Below are 15,058 nucleotides of genomic sequence, written 5' to 3' on the forward strand. Positions count from 1 at the left end.
ATTAAGGCTCAGCGAGAAGAAATTGCCATAATGACTCAATATATAGAAGAATTAGAAGACGGAGACGACGAAGAATTACAACCTTTAGATGAATTGCGCGGAAACTAGGCAGACAGTGATGAGCACGACTCTTCGTAATGAATAATTTGAATAAGTGATCCGGGAGAGATGTGATGTAAACGTCGTCTTCCGGATTTTCTATTTTAATGCTTTTGTGGCCGAGTTACTGAACAATTCAAGTTCAGTAACTCGGCCATTGTTATTAATAGAGATTCCATTAGCGATGAGTTCTTTAGGGATTCAAGGGAAAGTTTCATCAACTCAGTGATCCGTTGAAAAGGAGTTCATAAAAAATGACCTTACTTGTATCAACTCATGTCGAACAATGCACGCCGGTTAATAAAAGAAGGGCGATCTTTTATCAACATATTTTTGAAATGATGACGAGTTACTAAAAGGAGGGCCTTCTTTTAGTAACTCCAGCGAAAGGCACGTTTTAGTTACAAAAAGAACGACTATCTTCTATCAACTCATATGAAATAATAGAAACGGGTTGCTAAAACATGACGAAACTTCTATCAACTTTGTACACTGACATCATAAAGTTGATAGAAGTTTTGCCTGCTTTTATAAAGTACAGCAGGGAAGTGGGGCCAGTTCGTAAAAGGAGAGACTGTTTTTGATGCTGACAGTTAAACAGGGAATGAAATGTCCGCTGAACTCATAGTCAGGAGCCAAATGTCATTATATTCACCCCGAAGTAAACTGTTCGGTTCAGTGATCAGTTACAATAGCCAAAACAGCTAACTCTAACACATAAGATTTGAAACGAAAAAATCAGTTCAATTGATCAGCTAATCGGTCGATGCCATCTTTCCCACACGCTCCAGATAAGCGGACATGTCAAACTTCCGTTCAAGGCCTTTGGCATTCATATAGCGGACTTTACCGAACACAGGGCGTTCTTTCCAGCCGTGGTCGTGTTTGCCGAAAACCCAGGCGATCCCGGTGAAACTGTTTGGATCCCGGCCGTCGAGATGATACTTGTTGTTCAGATAAAGCGCCCTTAGAAAGGCATCTTCAGGTGTCTTTGTCCATTCGATGATCTTTTTTCCCCAATACATACGCATGTAGCCGTGCATTTTACCGGTCTTGACCATTTCCGACTGGGCGGCATTCCAGTAGGGGTCACCCGTGTCCGCCGTTTCGAGTTCTAAAAGGCTGTAGACTGTTTCGCGTTCATCATCGGCATGTTCGGCAAGTGTTTCTCTGGCCCAGTCCGGCAGACAGTCATAGGTGTCATAGGCATTATTATAGAAGACAAAATTCATACTCAGTTCTCGTCGCACAACGACTTCCTCGATGAAGCCCTTCTTATTTTCTGAGGCAGGGACGTCTTCCAGCTGGTGGTAGATGTACAACGGTGATATCTGACCGAAATGCAAGTAAGGACTCATGTCAGAAGTGATCGAAAGGCCCGGCTCGTTTCTCTTCTCAGCGTAATCTTCAAGATTTTGCTCAATAAAATCTGCCAGCCGTTTTTTTGCTTTAGAAGTCCCTCCAGTGATCCAGTCGACGGGAGGCACGCTCTCGTCACAGCCTAAGTCATCAAGAAGTGAGGGGATATCGGCCAGGTCGATTTTTTCAAAGGGTAGATCCAGATCAGTGGATGGCCGATCGACTTTGTTTTCTGAAAAAGGTTCGGTATACACATCAAGCTGCTTATGGATCTTGCTCCGTATCGTGCGCGCCGCATATTCTTCTTTATCTGAAGCAACTTCCACGGGCACAATGACGTTCGTCTCGATCTGAACGAGCGGACAGGAAATCTGATCCGCTACCTGTTGGCGCCAGTCCCGTTCGATGCGCAGGTAGCCTCGGTCGACGACCATTAAGGCCGCTTTTTCTGAAAGCGAAAGAGCACCCTTTTCCGGAGACGTTTTCTGCAGGATGAAGGTGATCTTGCGCTTACCCAGTTCCTTTTCAACCTCCTTTAGGCCCTGGAGCATGAAAGCATAGTGTCTGGCATTGGCTTCAGGGAAATCAGCGGTCAGTCCGAAATAAACGAGCAGCGGCTTGCTCAGTTCGTTCGCCTTCTTTATCGCATATTCCAGCGCATGGTTATATTCGGTACGTTGGCTGGCCTGCATCCAGTAGATGACGTAGGGTTTATCAGTCGGTGGCATTTCTTTTAACTGTGTGATCCGATTATTCATGGCACGCTTCCTTTCTATTTAAATGAAAATAAGGATAAAAAAACTACGCCTTTATTTAATGTCTATGGACTTAAACAAAGGCGTAGTTTATAAGTTAAGCACGCGTTTCTTCGGGGATCTCTTCTGTGGCATCTTTTGTATTGCCTAAAGCAAACGTCAAGGCGTAGCAGGCTAAAGCAATCAACAGGGCAACGACAAGTTTAACAAGGGCGTTGCCGGTCGTTAAATCGGTCAAAGCATCCGTATTGGCGATAACGGCCACAGGAGAAGCCATGACAAGTCCAAGGATCGAAGCGTAAGTGAAGCTCGGATAGTTGACGAAGAAATAGTCGATCGCTTTACTGATCAGAATGATTCCGACCAGCATACCTAAAGCAAAAGCCATAAGAAGAATAGTGAAAGGCATCATTTCGGCGAGATTATACGCTGCCAGATTTGATGTGAAGCCGTTGATGGTGTAAACGACTGCATAGTAATATCCCATGATGAGCATCAGGAGAGAACCGCTGATGCCGGGGACGACCATCGCTGCTGCAGAAACCAGTCCCACTAAGAACAGAGCAACGAGAGGACCAAAGCCTAAGCTGATCGTTTCCGGACCGCTGCCGGAGATGTCTGCCACACCCATCCAGGATACGATGATGAAAAAGACGGCAAAAAGGACCAGGTGAATGGGCGTTGCTTTTCGTTTCGTTTCAAACAAGCTCTCTTTAAACGACTGGGATAAAATCGGCAGACCGCCCAGGATCAGACCGACGAAAGCAAAAGCCGTATATAAAGTATGTTCGGCTAAAAGCCATTCGATGATCATTGAAAAGCCGGCTACACCGATCAGAGCACCTGCGACCAGCGGCAGCAGAATATGCATGCTTGCTTTGAATTCTTTTCTGACGTGTGTGAAAGCGTGGATGACATCGTCGTAAATACCAAAAGATACCGCCATCGTTCCGCCTGAAACACCTGGAATAATATTCGAAATACCGATAAATGAACCTTTAATAACTAACCATAAATAATGCATATAAGTCTCCTTAAAAAAGTGATAATCTAACTGTTTTATAGTTTAACATATTAATCGCTGGATTTGCTGAAAAAAATGTGACTAATTGATTCAGTTTTTACTTAATCAATAGTCACATTTATAAAGAAAAGATTAATTCAGTTTGTATAGCTGTGTTCTAACATCAGATACATATCCTCTATCAGTCGTGATGATAAGTTCATCACCAGGAGAAAAGATCGTATCCAGATGAGGGATAAACTCCTTGTCATGACGGCGGATCTTGACTAAATTTGCTCCTTTAGGCATAAGCAGATGTTTGACCATCATGCCGTCCAGTGCTGTATCCACTTCGACATGCATTTCGATTTCTGTGACCTCCCCTTGAAAGACACTCGGTTTACGGTCGAGCTTACGGTGAAGCAGTTCCTCGTAAATAGGTTCTGACCCGATGAAGTCTGCTACAATGTAGGCACTCATACACACAATGGCCAGCGGCATAAGATGAGTGACAGAACCCGTCATTTCTGTAATCAGCATGACAGAGGTCAAAGGTGCTTTTGTCACGGATGTTAAAAAACCGCCCATGGCATAAATAATGAAACTTCTCAGAAAAGCTTCGTCAATCCCGGTCAGGATCAAGGCGCTGTTCCCATAAATAGCTCCGATCAAAGCACCCAGGCTCAAGACTGGAACAAAAATACCGCCTGGAAGACCAGATCCATAGGAGAGGTGGGTGAAGATAAACCGGAAAACAAAAATCCCGATAAGGACCCAGAGTGTCAGAGAACTTTCATTCAGCATATTGATTACTTCTGTCCCGCCCCCAAGCATTGACGGGAAAAATAAACCAACTGGAATGACCAGGAGAAAAGGAATAAAGCCATTCAAATAAGCCGGGATAGGAAGAATCCTGTATAATTTTGGCATATAGAGGAGAACTTCCTGGTATATCCAGCCGCCGACAGCCAGGGTCGCGCCCATTAATGCCAGTTGACCATAATGTTCAAGAGGGAACTGTACCATTTCACCCAAGTGCATAGGCGGTTCCACACCGAAAATCTGGTAGGCCACGAAATTAGCAGTGATCGACGCAGAAAAGGCAGTGAGCAGCAGGATCCCGGAAAATTTACGGTGGATTTCTTCTAACACGAATAAAACGCCTGATACGGGAGCATTAAAGGCGGCAGACAATCCTGCACTGGCCCCGGCCGAGATAAGAACACTCTGCTGAGAACGATTTCCTTTAAGGTAGTGATTGATCCCCTGACCCAAAGCACCGCCAAGTTGAATGGACGGACCTTCACGACCAAGTGCCAGTCCCGAACCGATGGCCAGCGTTCCGCCCACGAATTTACGCCAGAGTATCGAAGACCAGTTGAGATCCATCGATCCATGCAGCTGGCCCTCGATATCCTGGATACCTGATCCGCGGATATCCGGTTCATGCTTGACAAGCAAGGCCACGATAAAGGCAAAGAGCAGCATAAGAGCTGTCCAGCCGATGATCCAGACAGGACGTTCGTTCAGAAAATGATAAACTTCGATCGTGGTTTCCAAAAGCAGTTCAACAGCAGCACGGAGCAGGCTGATGACGATTCCAGTCACAGCACCGACCAGGACGCCTTTTGATACATATTTGATTTTTGACCAGTCCAGTAAACGGATTGAATTCATAATACCCTCCAGCTTTTTTGTATACTAAGTCTTATTCTAAAGTATTGGTCCTATATAAAACAAGGCTTCACCTGATATTTTCCGAAGAATGAACACATAGTTAACTGTTTATGCCAAAATGGAATATGTTATAATTGAAAAAGCTACTGAAAAACAACTGGAAAAATACAATACTAATCTACACAAGGAGGCGGTATAAATGGTCCTGATGGGCGTGGAAGTTACTCTATTGATCTTTGATTCCTATTCATTGAAAGAGAAGCGCAGTGTCATAAAAAGCATTTTAAGACGGTCAGAAAATCGTCATCATTTGTCCGCAGCCGAAGTTGATGATATGGACTTGCACAATAAAGCCGTGATCGGTTTTGGTATCGTCGGGAATGACCGCGTGCTCTGCCGTAAAAGACTGGATGCGGCACTCAAGGAAGTGGAAGAAAACTATGAAGTGGAGATCCTTGATTTTAACTGGATCGAAGCCTGATCAGGAATCAATACTGCAGAAAAAACGTTAAGATGAAAGGACGTCATCATGAAAAATACATCCGAAAATGTGTCGTTTATCAAATGGAAAGCTGAAGAGACTGAACTGATCGATCTACTGAAAGGTCATAAGAAAACAGACCTGCTGGAACTGGCCGATACGCATTCTGTTTCTGTCAGAAAAAGCTGGAATAAAACGAAGACCGCTGCCATCCTCACCGAAAAAATCACAGAGCTGGCTGAAACGATCTACCATCCTGTTCTGGAAGATGTCCTGCTGCGTCTGCCTGATCTGGAGACGAACGCCTATCGGATCAAAGACTTGAGTGAAATCGAAGGCTTTATCCCGCTTATAGAGAAAGGGTTCTTCTTCGTGACCCGTGATGGAGACAGCATCCTGCTGCTGATCCCCGAAGAAGTTTTGTTCAGCGTCAAGGACCGCATGGATCTGTCCGCTGAGACGACTGCCATCCTTAATGAGGAAACGGGCGAATCATCTTCTGAAAAGACAAGACAAGCCGAACTGCTGAAAAGTTGGAGAGATAAAGCGATGACCATATATGGCACGGTCTCAATGGAACACCTTCAAAAGACGTGGAATCACTATTTCGATGAACCGGTGACTCTAGAAGAAATTAAAAAATTACTTAATTAAGTATGACCAAGGAGAAAACGAATGATAAGAATAGTTATTGACTCAGGGATCGACCAGAATGATTATATGAAAGAAACGTACGAATATGACTTCCTGCCATTGAGCGTCATCATCGATGAAAAGGATCATCTGGATCAGGTGGAGATCTCACTTGAAGAGGTCCATGAAAAAATGGCGCAGGGTATCCTGCCAAAGACGTCACAGGTAGCACCGAAGACGATGCTGGATATGCTGGACAAAGCTCGCGAACAAGGTGACGATGTGATCTACATTACCATATACAGCCAGTTCTCAGGGACGTACCAAGTGGCCCAGGCAGTGATGGAAGAGTATCGCAGGATGCATCCTGATATGAATATTGCTGTCATCGATTCAAAAGGCGGATCCGGAGGCGGAGCACTTCTGGCTCTTCAGGCTATGGAAATGGTTAGGAATGAGCTGGACTTTGATACCGTTGTCCAGCAGACGATATGGAACACCGAGCATATCCAGTATCATTTCACACTGAATAATCTCATGTGGCTCGTCAAAGGCGGGCGCCTTCCGAAAGTGGCCGGTTCTGCCGGAGATGCCCTCAGCATCAAGCCGTATCTGTCGGTGAACGAAACAGGCATTTATTTAAAGAAACTGGTGCGTGGACAGGATCGGATCTATAAACGGCTCATCAAAGACATGAAAAAAGGGGTCGGGTCCTTTACCGATCAGTTGATTACCGTCAGCCATGTCAACGATTACGGAACGGCCCTTAAACTGGAAGCCATGGTCAAGGAAGCTTTACCTGAAGCCTCGGTCCAGATTTTCGACATCGGGGCAGTGCTTGCGTCCCATTTAGGTATCGGAGGCGCCGGCGTCTTCTACTTAGACGAAAAACCGGAACACTATATGTATATAGAAGAATAATAGATTTGACATCCCTGTTTCGCCGCAGGGGTGTTTTTTTGCATCAATGCATATTATTTGTTGAAGTATACAATAAGCGATATACTTAAACTGTTCAGATAAGAACAAAAATCAAAGGAAAAGGAGTAGGTTATTAATGGATAACATAGCTAATTCGTTCGAAAATGCACTGGCGAATTTTATCAATTATTTGCCGCAGTTGTTGATGGGGATATTACTGATCATCGTTGCCTGGATCGTGGCTACATTAGTTAAAAAAGCCATCGTCAAAGGGCTGGATGCAACCGGTATGTCAAGCAAGCTGGCAAGATGGGGAGCAGCAGACACAGACGACCAAGGTAATTCAATGGTCAGAGCGCTAGGCAAAGTGGGGTATTTCTTAGTTTGGGTATTATTCTTACCTGGGATCTTTGCCGCCTTTGGATTAGAGGCGATCGGCGAACCGGTGACCAACATGATCGATACGGCCCTGGCATTCCTGCCTAACATCTTAGCAGCACTTATCATTCTCGTGCTAGGTTTCTACGTAGCTAAATTCGTTAAGAACTTAGTCTACAACCTGGGTGTTGCAGCCAATGTCGATAGAATGATGAGCAAGTTCACTGGCTCAGATAATGATGCGGATACGGACATGGATGCAGATAAGGTGAAAGATAATAAACAGACCCTAGCATCAGTACTGGCTAACACCGTATATGTACTGATCCTCATTCCGATCATCCTGATGGCATTGGATGTTCTTAATATCGATACGATCGCTGAACCGATCAGTGAAGTACTCAATTCCATCCTGAATGCTATTCCAAATATACTGGTAGCGATCATCCTTCTTGCTGTTGGTGTGGTTATAGCCAAGTTTGCTGGAGATATGCTGACTGACTTGCTGAGAGGAACAGGCTTCAATAAATATTCTTCTTACCTGAATAAATCAGGAAACATGAACCTTGACTTAGCTAAAATCATTGGGAACACAGTTGCTGCATTGATCGGCCTCTTCTTCCTGGTTGAAGCATTGAATGCACTTAACCTGGAAATGCTGAATAATATCGTTTCAGCAGTCATTGCTTACTTGCCGAACATTCTCTTTGCGGCAATTATTATCGGACTTGCATTTATTGGAGGAAAAATGCTTGCATCCGCTATTAAGAGCTCAACAGGCAGCACGTTTGCCGGAGAACTGGTGAAATACATTGTTATCGTCTTTGCCTTATTCATGGCATTAGACCAGCTGAACTTCGGTTCTAACATTGTAAACATTGCTTTCTTATTCATTATCGGTGGGTTAGCTGTAGCATTCGCTCTCTCATTCGGTCTCGGCGGCCGCAACTTTGCCAGAAAACAGCTGGAGCGCGCTGACCAGAAAATCGATAAAGAAAGCTCAAAACCAAGCAGCCCGTCAAGCGACAAACCCAATCTATAAGCAATAAAAGAACATGATAAATGAAGAAATCCGGTCGAGCCTAAGAGCTCTACCGGATTTTTTTATATCTGAAAAGATTACTTTTAAAGGCGATAATAAGGCATTCGGTAGTTAGACAGCAACTATAAACACCAAATTACCGAAGTTCGTCAGGTTCGGTAATTAGATGGATAACGAAGGAAGCTACTTACCGAATCTGACCCTGGTTCGACACTTTGGAGCAGAGGATGAGAACCTACTTACCGAAAAAGCTCTCGTTCGGTAGTTAAGAACAATACGATCAACTGTAAGTGTCGAATGGCAGGCAACTTCGGCTATTACATGCAGTCTATACTTGCCTACTTACCGAAGTACCCAGACTTCGACACTTTGAAAGACTGTCAATGAACCTACCTGTCGAATGGCACCCTCGACAATGCTGAAAGACTGAACTTCAGTCTTCATATGATGAAACAGCCAGGTCTGAATCAATCAGACAGAAAAACACTTCTGTAAGGATCGTGAGATCGCTACAGAAGTGCTTGTTTGTTGACTATACTACTTCAAAAGTTGTTTAAACGAAAAGCCAGTTGAAAATACCAAAGCCTAACACGAGTGTAATGGCTACTGGTGCGAAGAAACGTGACAGACCATAGAAAGAGTTACGCATGGAACTTTTATCCAGATCCGTGTGCTTGAACACGTCATCCTTGGTCCAAGTCCAGGCGACGAACAAGACAGACAGCAGAGCACTCGATGGAAGCAGGACATTCGCTGTCAACAGATCCATAAAGTCCAGGAAGCTGCTGCCTAAGATAGTGATCTCCATGGCACCCTGACTAAGAGAAGAAGGGATACCTAATAAGAAGATGATCGTTCCTAATAGTAAAGTAATGCCTTTTCGAGATAATTTCACTCGATCCATCAGGAAGGCAACAGATACTTCAAGCAATGAAATACTTGATGACAAGGCTGCGATCGAAAGAAGAACGAAGAACAGCAGACCGACAAAGACACCGATACCGCCTAAAGCTTCAAAAATAACTGGCAGGACGATAAAGACAAGACCTGCACCCTCAGTCGGATCTAAGCCGAAAGCAAAGAGAGCCGGGAAGATCATCAGACCGGAAACCAGAGCGAAACCTGTATCCAGAAGAATGATAACGGCCGCTGAAGAAGTCAGACGTTCTTCAGGTTTCAGGTAACTGCCGTAAGTGAGCATGATTCCCATACCCAAACTTAACGTGAAGAAAGCTTGTCCCATTGCAGCGATGTAAACACTTGGATCAGTAAAGGCTGACCATTCGGGCTGGAACATAAAAGCGAAGGCTTCAGCTGTTCCACCTAAAGTCAGGCTGTAAATAGCCAGACCAATAACCAGCAGACTGAGAAGGGGCATCATGAACTTGCTTGACTTCTCGATCCCTTTTTGCACACCTAGCAGCACGATGGCAACGGTGATACCCATGAATATGAAGGACCAGAATACAGGTGACACCGGCTGAGCAATAAAGTTAGTGAAAAATTCTGCTGAATCTCCACTTACACCACCCATGAGGTACTGGAAGGTGTATCGCAGGGACCAGCCGCCGATGATACCGTAGAAAGATAAAATCAGGAAGGCTGCCAGGACACCCAAACCACCGGCAATGTACCAGTAAGTGTTCGGCGCGATTTTCTTGAATGACTGAACAGCATCATCCTGGCCGCGTCGACCGATCGAGAATTCAATAAGCATAACTGGGAAACCTATCAGAATAACGCTGAGTAAATAAATAATTAAGAATGCTGAACCACCGTTAGATCCCATTGCGTATGAAAAGCGCCAGATATTACCAAGACCGACTGCCGATCCCATCGTTGCTAAGATGAACCCCCACCGGGATCCCCATTGTTCTCTTTTTTGTTCCATGATATCACTCCTTGTTTTTGTCACATTAAAAAATAATGAGAATTTAATGATGTTTCTCATTCTATATTATTACCGATTATTTTACAAGAGTTATTTTGAAATAAAATCGCTTAGGTACAAAGAAAAGGCTTTCTTGGAATAATATGAGGGGAGGGTGCAAAAATTAGGGAAAGTGGGCATATTTGAACCATGGATTAAGGAGAAAATTAAAATGCAGGGAGATATGGATGTGCTTTGTTTTGTAACTCAGACTTATGAAGGGCATCGGTGCTTATCGACGGTTTTTGTATGATCGCTCTTGTCGCCATGATGCCGATACTGACGATCCAGCTTTTTAGTCTCGTTTATACTTATCAGAAAAATCAAAAACACACAGTCGTTAAAGCTGGAGTGTATCCCGTTTATCCCGCTTATCCAGTTTTGTTTGAAAATCTGGATAACCGTTATTTTTAGTAGATCAATCAATGGAAGAAAGAAGGGAGATGTCTTGCCGACTAGCACCAACTATTTGAAAAAAATAAAAACTGTTCACACTTTATCCATGATTTATTGAGAAAGCTGATAGATGTAATGAGAGAGTCCGAATCATTTAACACGGTGATACATTAAGTATGTACAAAGGATTTTGCATGATAGTGAGAAGAAAAAATTGGGTAATGAATCGGGAGGTATGCGTCACAAATGCCTTAATTTAGACACAGACACTCCCATACATCTCTAGTATAATTGGGACAAATAACGAATACCTATAGGTCGTATAACTTGTCAGAGAGCAGGGGTACTCATGAAAAAACGTTTTGTCTATGTCATCGACACACCAACTGAATCAAAAGAACTGTTAGTCAGAGATCACGAACTGATCGAAAATGCCGATGGTGAACTTGACTGTCCGCTGGATCTGATTTTGCATCGCTACCATATGGAATGGGGAGACCTCTTTCAGATGAAAGCCGCAAGCGTCTCACTCATGCAGGAAGACTTCTATGAAAGAAAAGTCATCCGCTCCATCTCATTCGAAAATCTCTACTACTTCCAAGAAAAATAAGCGACCAGCTACAGGATCGCCTGCACTGTCGCTTATCCTATCATTTCATATAGCGGTTCGCTTTCTTCCACTATATCACTTACTTATCCTCATCTTTAACTTCTTTTAAATCTTCCGCTTTATTCACATCAAACTTCCTGAAATCTTTAGCTTTTGTATCTTCCGCTTTTTCAGCTTCGTTTGTCTTCGTTTCATTGACCTTCTCACCAGGCCTGTGTATAAACTGGTTATCATCAGTATTGTCATCCCTTACAAATCTATCCACAAGATTTGCACTTGGTTCATTGTTTTTATCTTTATCTTTGTTTGACAATTTTATTCCTCTCCTTTATTCATTTTATCCAAAGCATCAAGGTTGAAGGGTTCAAAGTCTTTTGGCTCTGTCTGGCCTGCTGTTTCAGCTCCACCCTCCATACCATTTTCTTCTGCATCATTGGCAAATTCTGCCCCTTTTTCAGCACCTTGTTCCTGGATGAAATAATCGGACTGATTCTGCTGGTCATGGTGCAGACTCGGATCGTTTTGCATAGTGAACCCTCCATACTCATAATTGGTTTAACTAGTCATAGTTTAACATAGATGAATAAAGAACGCTTACACGACGCATTCTGTGTTACAATAGGATTAGATTTTTCAGCAAAGATCAATATATTGGAGGAACGACAATGGCTTGGATTTTTTTAGTGCTTGCTATAGCAGCGCTCGTATATATCTACATACAAAATTATATGATAGACGTCTCACACTACACTTTAACGGTCCCGAAGTTAGGCGAGACGATGCAGGGAAAGAAAATCGTACATTTAAGTGATCTGCACTTGAATCCCAAAACAAATAAGAGTTTCATTGAAACGATTCTGGATACGACTGAAAAACAGGAACCAGATTATATTTTCATTACCGGGGATCTTGTTCAGGCGGGACTTGATGATTTTGTGGATACACCACTGCGCCACTTTGCCGAAGAGTGCGCTAAAATCGCGCCGACTTATGCCGTCACAGGGAATCATGACATCATGAGTGCCTCATTCAGTGATTTCAAGTTTATCCTTGAAACTGCCGAAGTAAAACTGCTGTTAGATGAAGCGGTGATCTTACCGGAACAATCTTTTGAAGGGATCACTTTGATGGGACTGGCTGAAAGACAGAATCAGGCAAACTTGCCGCAGCCGATACTTGGACCGATCGGGCTGACAGATGAAATGGTCCGACGTCCAAAAATCCTGCTGGCACACAGACCAGAATATTTTGTACATTATATGCTGGATAAAACCAAGACACCTGATCTGGTATTGAGTGGTCATACCCATGCTGGCCAGTTTCGTCTGCCGATCATCGGCGGTGTCTTTGCCCCCGGACAAGGCCTGTTCCCTAAATATGATTATGGGCTCTTTAATAATGAAGAAGAGCCGTCTAAACGTATGATCATCTCACGCGGGTTAGGAAATTCATCTTTTCCCATCCGCATCAATAACCGTCCGGAGATCATCACGATCACATTGAACTGATTGTCAGAAAGTACCATCAGTTGAAATGAATATCTGTTTCATTTGCAAGGTCGATTGTTTACAATGAAGTAAAGGAGAGATTCAATATGACAAAATTAGGACTAGGCACCATCGGAACAAGCATGATCACCGAACAGTTTATCGAAGCAGCTCAGGCGAGTGAGGCATACGCTTATCAGGCTGTTTATTCCCGACATATGGACAAAGCGGAGAACTTCAAGGGGCGTTATCAGGCTGAATCAGCTTACGATGATTTTGAAGACTTCCTGAGTGACCCGGACATCGATGTCGTTTATGTTGCGTCACCAAACAGCCTTCACTTCAGTCAAGCAAAAGCTGTCATTAAGCATGGCAAGCATGCGATCGTGGAGAAACCGATGGTCACGTCTCTTGACCAGTGGACAGAATTAACTGAATTGGCGAAGGCAAAAGGAGTCGTCGTTGTCGAAGCGGCCCGTCATATCTTTGAACCGAATTTTGTCAAGCTGACTCAGATGATCAAGGATTTTGAAGGCATTTACGGAGCGACTCTGACTTACGCCAAATATTCTTCCCGTTACGACAATGTTTTAGCCGGAGAAGAGCCGCCTATTTTTTCACCGAAGTTTGCAGGAGGAGCAGTCAATGATCTGGGCATCTACACCGTTTATGCTGCGCTGCGCTGGTTTGGCCGACCTGAATCTGTCCATGCCTTTTCCAAGAAAGTTCAGACAGGCGTTGACGGTTCTGGTACAGCGATCCTGCGTTATCCTGATTTTGATGTCACCCTGCATTACGGTAAAATCTTAACAGCGACGGTGCCTTCAGAAGTATATAGTCTCGATCAAACCCTCGTTCTGGACGCCATCACCGGGGTCGAACAGGCAGAACTGGTTGATGCTAAAACACGCGAACGCACGCCTGTCGAACTGGATAAATCTGCGGACAATCCTTTGATATGGGAAGCCAAAGCTTTTGCGGACGTGATGCAGCATCCTGATACTTCCGGAAACAAAGAAGCCTTAGACGAGTGGCTGACCCTTTCATATAATGTACATGAAGTGCTGGATCAGATCAGACAACAGAGCTGAGTCGAGAGACAGGTATTCCCACCGCACTTTGCTAGACACAAAAAGTTCTGAGGTGTATGATTAACCTAAAGAAAACGCTTTAAATGTGTCTGGTACAAAGTAATGATTCATTGTGGGAGTGGTCGATGTGGCAAAAAATATTATGCTGGTCTGTGCAGCAGGTATGAGCACCAGTATATTAGTTACTAATATGCAGGAAATCGCGGAAGAAAGAAATCTTGATGTTCATATTTTTGCAGTATCAGGAACTGAAGCGGAACATAAACTGAAAGACAAGCCCGTGGATGTCATGATGCTTGGGCCGCAAGTGCGGTACTTGAAACCGAAGTTTGAAGAGCTGGCCGAAAAGAATAATATCGTCATCTCTGTCATCGATATGCGTGACTACGGGACAATGAATGGTGAAAAGGTATTGAATACTGCACTGAAATTAGCTGAATAGCCTATTCATTTAAGGAGGACAAGACATGCCTGAACGTAGAGAAGAAATCATGGAAGTTGTCATGACACTTATCATGCACGGGGGAGATGCACGAAGCAGTGCGATGGAAGCCATCCATGCGGCTAAGGACGATGACTTTGAGCGCGCTCAAAAAAAGCTTGACGGCGCAGATGAATCGATCAGTCAAGCGCATAAAGTACAATCGGATATGCTGGCTAAAGAAGCGTCCGGAGAGAACGTGGAAATCAATTTACTCCTGATCCACGCCGAGGATCATTTGATGAACGCCATGACGTACCGGGATCTGGCCGAAGAAATGATCGAGTTATATAAACGGATAAACTGAAAAGCCTGAGTCCTTGAAAGGAAGCAGTCACTCGAACGAGCGACTGCCTCATTTAGGGATTCAGGTTCTTTATTTTGTAAAGAGCTTTTTTAGGGGGCTGTGATGAGAGAGTGAGCCGACTCATTCGGTGTGAGGTGTCAGCTATGTGGGAAGGGACAGACGGAAATGTTGACTCAGTGATCTGGTGGGTTGCGAGCACGACATCTTATATAAAAAAATGACTGCTCAGCGGTAAAGTATGCCGCGAGTACGACATATTGGTCAAGAAACTGTTCACCCATCGACCAGTGGACCGGCGAGTGCGACATTCTGGAGGAAAAAGTGTTCACTGGGGCACTGTGAGAGCAGCGAGCACGACATTCTATACAAAAAAATGACGGCTCAGCGGTAAGGTATGCCGCGAGTACG

General features: G+C 44.1%; 16 protein-coding genes. 10 read left to right on the forward strand and 6 right to left on the reverse strand.

From position 1 onward, the window contains the following. Nucleotides 1-854 precede the first annotated feature (854 nt). From BMX84_RS11550 to BMX84_RS11560, 3 genes are all read right to left on the reverse strand, one after another. Complete coding sequence (locus tag BMX84_RS11550; protein ID WP_091489971.1) at nucleotides 855-2,216, reverse strand: deoxyribodipyrimidine photo-lyase; 1,362 nt, start codon at nucleotides 2,214-2,216, stop codon at nucleotides 855-857. A gap of 94 nt (nucleotides 2,217-2,310) precedes the next feature. Continuing rightward, nucleotides 2,311-3,237: a DUF368 domain-containing protein gene (locus BMX84_RS11555; protein WP_091489973.1), complete on the reverse strand. Its 927-nt coding sequence runs from the start codon at nucleotides 3,235-3,237 to the stop codon at nucleotides 2,311-2,313. A 132-nt stretch (nucleotides 3,238-3,369) separates the two neighbouring features. Next, the gene (locus BMX84_RS11560) at nucleotides 3,370-4,893 is read right to left on the reverse strand and encodes a ClC family H(+)/Cl(-) exchange transporter (RefSeq protein WP_091489975.1); all 1,524 of its coding nucleotides are present in this window, start codon (nucleotides 4,891-4,893) and stop codon (nucleotides 3,370-3,372) included. Between the two features lie 199 nt (nucleotides 4,894-5,092). Here BMX84_RS11560 and BMX84_RS11565 point away from each other — a divergent pair, with 199 nt between their 5' ends. From BMX84_RS11565 to BMX84_RS11580, 4 genes are all read left to right on the forward strand, one after another. Continuing rightward, complete coding sequence (locus BMX84_RS11565) at nucleotides 5,093-5,374, forward strand: DUF503 domain-containing protein (protein ID WP_091489977.1); 282 nt, start codon at nucleotides 5,093-5,095, stop codon at nucleotides 5,372-5,374. A 48-nt stretch (nucleotides 5,375-5,422) separates the two neighbouring features. Then, entirely contained in the window at nucleotides 5,423-6,028 is a 606-nt protein-coding gene (locus BMX84_RS11570) for a hypothetical protein (protein ID WP_091489979.1), read from the forward strand. Between the two features lie 21 nt (nucleotides 6,029-6,049). Continuing rightward, complete coding sequence (locus BMX84_RS11575) at nucleotides 6,050-6,928, forward strand: DegV family protein (protein ID WP_091489981.1); 879 nt, start codon at nucleotides 6,050-6,052, stop codon at nucleotides 6,926-6,928. Between the two features lie 136 nt (nucleotides 6,929-7,064). Then, entirely contained in the window at nucleotides 7,065-8,348 is a 1,284-nt protein-coding gene (locus BMX84_RS11580) for a mechanosensitive ion channel (protein WP_091489983.1), read from the forward strand. Nucleotides 8,349-8,901: 553 nt separating this feature from the next. Here the strand turns inward: BMX84_RS11580 and BMX84_RS11585 are convergent. Next, nucleotides 8,902-10,239: a sodium-dependent transporter gene (locus BMX84_RS11585; RefSeq protein ID WP_091489985.1), complete on the reverse strand. Its 1,338-nt coding sequence runs from the start codon at nucleotides 10,237-10,239 to the stop codon at nucleotides 8,902-8,904. Nucleotides 10,240-10,506: 267 nt separating this feature from the next. Between BMX84_RS11585 and BMX84_RS11590 the strand changes: the two genes are divergently transcribed. Together BMX84_RS11590 and BMX84_RS11595 are read left to right on the forward strand one after the other, a co-directional pair. Beyond that, a complete protein-coding gene (locus tag BMX84_RS11590) occupies nucleotides 10,507-10,692 on the forward strand; it encodes a hypothetical protein (RefSeq protein WP_091489987.1) in 186 nt (61 codons plus the stop codon). 331 nt (nucleotides 10,693-11,023) lie between these two features. Continuing rightward, complete coding sequence (locus BMX84_RS11595; RefSeq protein ID WP_091489990.1) at nucleotides 11,024-11,284, forward strand: hypothetical protein; 261 nt, start codon at nucleotides 11,024-11,026, stop codon at nucleotides 11,282-11,284. Between the two features lie 79 nt (nucleotides 11,285-11,363). Here BMX84_RS11595 and BMX84_RS11600 read toward each other — a convergent pair whose 3' ends face one another. After that, complete coding sequence (locus tag BMX84_RS11600) at nucleotides 11,364-11,597, reverse strand: hypothetical protein (protein ID WP_091489993.1); 234 nt, start codon at nucleotides 11,595-11,597, stop codon at nucleotides 11,364-11,366. Nucleotides 11,598-11,599: 2 nt separating this feature from the next. Further along, nucleotides 11,600-11,812, reverse strand: a complete 213-nt coding sequence (locus tag BMX84_RS11605) for a hypothetical protein (protein ID WP_091489996.1) — start codon at nucleotides 11,810-11,812, stop codon at nucleotides 11,600-11,602. Nucleotides 11,813-11,949: 137 nt separating this feature from the next. Here BMX84_RS11605 and BMX84_RS11610 point away from each other — a divergent pair, with 137 nt between their 5' ends. The 4 genes from BMX84_RS11610 (at nucleotide 11,950) to BMX84_RS11625 (ending at nucleotide 14,650) form a co-directional block, all read left to right on the forward strand. Further along, nucleotides 11,950-12,792 carry a metallophosphoesterase gene (locus BMX84_RS11610; RefSeq protein ID WP_091489997.1) on the forward strand — a complete coding sequence of 281 codons (843 nt, stop codon included), beginning with the start codon at nucleotides 11,950-11,952 and terminating at the stop codon, nucleotides 12,790-12,792. A gap of 86 nt (nucleotides 12,793-12,878) precedes the next feature. Next, nucleotides 12,879-13,862, forward strand: a complete 984-nt coding sequence (locus tag BMX84_RS11615; protein WP_091490000.1) for a Gfo/Idh/MocA family protein — start codon at nucleotides 12,879-12,881, stop codon at nucleotides 13,860-13,862. Nucleotides 13,863-14,004: 142 nt separating this feature from the next. Then, nucleotides 14,005-14,304 (forward strand): PTS sugar transporter subunit IIB, encoded by a 300-nt coding sequence (locus BMX84_RS11620; RefSeq protein WP_091490005.1) that lies wholly within the window; start codon nucleotides 14,005-14,007, stop codon nucleotides 14,302-14,304. Nucleotides 14,305-14,329: 25 nt separating this feature from the next. Beyond that, nucleotides 14,330-14,650, forward strand: a complete 321-nt coding sequence (locus BMX84_RS11625) for a PTS lactose/cellobiose transporter subunit IIA (RefSeq protein WP_091490003.1) — start codon at nucleotides 14,330-14,332, stop codon at nucleotides 14,648-14,650. Nucleotides 14,651-15,058 lie beyond the last annotated feature (408 nt).

Source organism: Alkalibacterium putridalgicola (assembly GCF_900109825.1).
Classification (GTDB): Bacteria; Bacillota; Bacilli; order Lactobacillales; family Carnobacteriaceae_A; genus Alkalibacterium; species Alkalibacterium putridalgicola.

Coding starts and splice junctions, on each gene's coding strand:
- BMX84_RS11625 (WP_091490003.1), top strand. CDS start 14,330: ATGCCTGAACGTAGAGAAGAAATCATGGAAGTTGTCATGACACTTATC.
- BMX84_RS11620 (WP_091490005.1), top strand. CDS start 14,005: ATGCTGGTCTGTGCAGCAGGTATGAGCACCAGTATATTAGTTACTAAT.
- BMX84_RS11570 (WP_091489979.1), top strand. CDS start 5,423: ATGAAAAATACATCCGAAAATGTGTCGTTTATCAAATGGAAAGCTGAA.
- BMX84_RS11580 (WP_091489983.1), top strand. CDS start 7,065: ATGGATAACATAGCTAATTCGTTCGAAAATGCACTGGCGAATTTTATC.
- BMX84_RS11595 (WP_091489990.1), top strand. CDS start 11,024: ATGAAAAAACGTTTTGTCTATGTCATCGACACACCAACTGAATCAAAA.
- BMX84_RS11585 (WP_091489985.1), bottom strand. CDS start 10,239: ATGGAACAAAAAAGAGAACAATGGGGATCCCGGTGGGGGTTCATCTTA.
- BMX84_RS11560 (WP_091489975.1), bottom strand. CDS start 4,893: ATGAATTCAATCCGTTTACTGGACTGGTCAAAAATCAAATATGTATCA.
- BMX84_RS11555 (WP_091489973.1), bottom strand. CDS start 3,237: ATGCATTATTTATGGTTAGTTATTAAAGGTTCATTTATCGGTATTTCG.
- BMX84_RS11615 (WP_091490000.1), top strand. CDS start 12,879: ATGACAAAATTAGGACTAGGCACCATCGGAACAAGCATGATCACCGAA.
- BMX84_RS11605 (WP_091489996.1), bottom strand. CDS start 11,812: ATGCAAAACGATCCGAGTCTGCACCATGACCAGCAGAATCAGTCCGAT.
- BMX84_RS11550 (WP_091489971.1), bottom strand. CDS start 2,216: ATGAATAATCGGATCACACAGTTAAAAGAAATGCCACCGACTGATAAA.
- BMX84_RS11575 (WP_091489981.1), top strand. CDS start 6,050: ATGATAAGAATAGTTATTGACTCAGGGATCGACCAGAATGATTATATG.
- BMX84_RS11610 (WP_091489997.1), top strand. CDS start 11,950: ATGGCTTGGATTTTTTTAGTGCTTGCTATAGCAGCGCTCGTATATATC.
- BMX84_RS11565 (WP_091489977.1), top strand. CDS start 5,093: ATGGTCCTGATGGGCGTGGAAGTTACTCTATTGATCTTTGATTCCTAT.